Origin of the sequence: Coleofasciculus sp. FACHB-712, from assembly GCF_014695635.1 — a bacterium.
GTDB lineage: Bacteria > Cyanobacteriota > Cyanobacteriia > Cyanobacteriales > FACHB-T130 > FACHB-T130.
The window spans coordinates 1-3,141 of the sequence record NZ_JACJOQ010000308.1 but is presented as its reverse complement, the minus strand read 5'-3'; the positions used below and the strand labels follow the sequence as shown (position 1 = coordinate 3,141).

General features: G+C 45.8%; 3 protein-coding genes. All 3 read right to left on the bottom strand.

Features of this window, described 5'->3' with window-relative positions:
- Positions 1-274: 274 nt before the first annotated feature.
- The gene (locus tag H6F50_RS08070; protein ID WP_190428203.1) at positions 275-1,147 is read right to left on the bottom strand and encodes an MBL fold metallo-hydrolase; all 873 of its coding nucleotides are present in this window, start codon (positions 1,145-1,147) and stop codon (positions 275-277) included.
- 287 nt (positions 1,148-1,434) lie between these two features.
- A complete protein-coding gene (locus tag H6F50_RS08065; protein ID WP_190428200.1) occupies positions 1,435-2,145 on the bottom strand; it encodes an SDR family oxidoreductase in 711 nt (236 codons plus the stop codon).
- 210 nt (positions 2,146-2,355) lie between these two features.
- Positions 2,356-3,141 (bottom strand): hypothetical protein (locus H6F50_RS08060; RefSeq protein ID WP_190428198.1); only part of this gene is annotated, 786 nt, incomplete at its 5' end.

The following is a 3,141-nucleotide window of genomic DNA, read 5'->3' as shown; positions in this document are numbered from 1 at the left end:
GCAAAGTTGAGTTTTTCCCAGCAGTTAACAGTCCGACAACTACCAGGCTGAAGTCGCTCATGAGATTCTAGTCATTCTGGATACATAGCCGTTACCTTTGACAGCCGAAATTGCTAACTTCAGGAAATCAACTAAAAAAAACGGCACCCCACTTAGGAATGCCGTTGCCATATCAGTTTTTGGCGTCACAAGTTACGCATTGAGGCGCTATCCTTCTGACGCGGTGTGCTTCTAACCCCCTTGTTCAAGAGGCGTTGAGAAAATCAAAAAGACTTTAACGCGCTTCCATCCAGGCAATACACTGTTGCATCTGCTGGCGCATCGTCTCATTGTCAGCATGGTATCGGCGTCCGTGACCGGGTAACACCCACTCAAACGAGTAATTAGCCAACTTCCGCATTGATTTAAGCAATTCAGGCCAGGAATACCAACAGACATCGGGGAAGGCATACAGGTGATTTAGACTTGGCGACCAAGCCAGATGATCTCCCGTGAACAGAAATTTATTTTTGTACAGTAAAACTGTGTGACCTTTTGTATGACCGGGCACTGGAATAATTAACAAATCTGGCTCCAACTGTACTGGCTCTAAGCCAGTTAGCTGAATTTCCACATTGCGAGTACCCGAAGAGATTTCGTCGGTGTGGAGAATTCGCTGACACCCAAAATGCTCGGCATACTTTTGATGATCCGCTACATCATCTCGGTGCGTCAGATACATATAGCGAATCTCTCCCATTTCCTCTAGCCGCTTCACCAGAGGAGGCGTAAAGCGGGGAGAATCAACTAACACATTGCCTTCCGGTCGCACAATTAAATAGCTAGCAGCGCCATAGGAATTTTCTGCATGATAGCCGCAATGATAGACATTTTCAGCGACTAAAATCGGAAAACTGTGCTGAGCATCTTTAACGTCTTTTGGCTTCTCCACAGTCCCAATGGAAGCCGTAGGACAAGACAAAAGAGCCTGCATTGCTTTTAATCTTTCAGCCTCATTTTCTGGCTGATGATAAACTGCTGACTGCTCATCGGTGCGATAAAACACCTCTGGAGTCATCCAACGACAAGTATCGCAATCAATACAAGTCGTATCAACGTAAAAATCGCCACTAATATTTTCAGGGTGACGCTGATTTAAGTGAGCCATAATCTAACCTAATTGGTTGTTTAAAAAAAATCTTGTGCAAAATAAATGCCTTAAAGTGGAAGCTCGAAAAAGGGAGATAGAAAAGGCTCAATTTGCAGATCAATTTGCCGACATTGTTCAACTTCCTGTACTTGAGTCCATTAGTTCAAAAAACCTAACTTTAGAGAGATGATAAAAATAAGCTACTCATCCCTTTTAAAGGTGGGACTACAAAAATTGTAGGAACGCACTTGCTCGCGTCTGTCTAACCTAAAGCAAATAGATATAGAAATGGGATGCGATTGTGCTTACCAATCAATGGGTTGGCGATCGCGGAAAAAACCACTCGTGGGGCCATCATCTGGAAGAGTAGCCAGCCACACAATTGTTTCAACCCCTTGCTCTACAGACCGGGTAGCATTTGGGCCACCCATATCGGTTCTTACCCAGCCAGGACACACAGAATTCACTAAAATATTGGTGCCTTCCAACTCATTTGCAAAAATCCGGGTAAGGGCATTTAATGCGGTTTTGGACATTCGATAAGCGGGAAATCCAGTGTTCATGTCGGATAACTGTCCTGCACCCGATGATACGTTCACAACACGCCCATACTGATGCTCTTTCATCAGCGGAATTAATGCTTGGCAAAGCAGTAATGGGCCGTGTAAATTCGTCTCCATCGTTTCGTGGATGGTACTAACCTTGGTGTTGAAGATACTACTCTCTGGATCTCCTAAAGGATCTCTAGCAATTCCAGCATTGTTCACTAGAATATCTAATCGCCCAAATTGATTGCGAATGAACTGAGTAAGATGCTCAATACTCTCTGCACTGGTGACATCAAGCGGATGAGAAACTACCTCTAAGCCTTCAGCTTGCAATTTCTCAACGGCTGCTTTCCCCTGTGCTTCGTCACGACTGGTCAGAATCACTTGGATATCTCGCTTTGCGAGTTGTCGGCAAGTTTCAAAACCCAGTCCCCGATTGGCACCCGTGACAATTGCGACTTTCTGCATCGGATTTTCTATACTTCCACTGCTCCCTCTGTTTCTACTCTAGACTTTTTTGCTTTTATTGAGTGTTCTGCAAAAATTTCAGGGCTGATTTATCAATGAAGTCTCAGCAGCTTCTTTGGGAAGTTGCTCAGAATCTGATTAATTTCTTGTCATGGGTAGATGAGCGTACAGAAGCAAAATTAGCAACACGGGTACAGTTTCCTGTACGCATTAGGGCGCAAGCCACAAAGCAACATTACGCACATAAGTCTTGATATCTTCTAGGGCGCGTGGCTCTTGGTTCATGCCATCGCCGGGAGCCTCATCCACAAAGCTAGGACAACCTTTTTCGATGTCCCAGTTGTAATCGACAAAATGGTGAAAACTCGATGCAGCAACTGCACGCCCTAGGGTGTTGCCGTCAGTGTCTTTTTCTCTTTCGATAACAACAGCCAGATTAAAGGGACGACCTGTAATTAAGCTTTTGCCCAGTGCAATAACCCGAGCATTCTTTGCGCCTGCGGGAACTCCGATTGCGCCCTCGTGGGGATGAGTGGGAAAATATTCAACCAATCCAGAAGGTGAATTGGGATTGCGTAAAAGTTCGTGAATGGGTTCAGTGGGGGTTATTTTTTGATAGTCGCCGTTGCGCCCAGAATGATAGTTAGGCCAGGAAATGTAGGTTGTGTAGGGGTCGTCAATGCACCAGCGAGATTCGTCGGGATCTGGATTTTTGGTGTTGAAAAAGTGGATCGCGCCGATGTCGCCCAGACCGTACATGGAGCAACCCATATCTTGATGGTCGCGGGTGGTGAGGATACCACCACCGCGTTTGCGAAATGCATTGATTCCCGCACAATCTTTTTCCGTCAGACCTTCGCCAGTATCTAATGCAAATAGCCATAGCTGGTCAAAATCCGAGCGGTCGAGGGTGCTTAAAATTGGGTCGTTGCCGTCTGCATCTGACACGCGATCGCGTTCTGTCACTTCAAACAGGAGATTCCCCGCTTCATCTGT

Coding starts and splice junctions, on each gene's coding strand:
- H6F50_RS08070 (WP_190428203.1), bottom strand. CDS start 1,147: ATGGCTCACTTAAATCAGCGTCACCCTGAAAATATTAGTGGCGATTTT.
- H6F50_RS08065 (WP_190428200.1), bottom strand. CDS start 2,145: ATGCAGAAAGTCGCAATTGTCACGGGTGCCAATCGGGGACTGGGTTTT.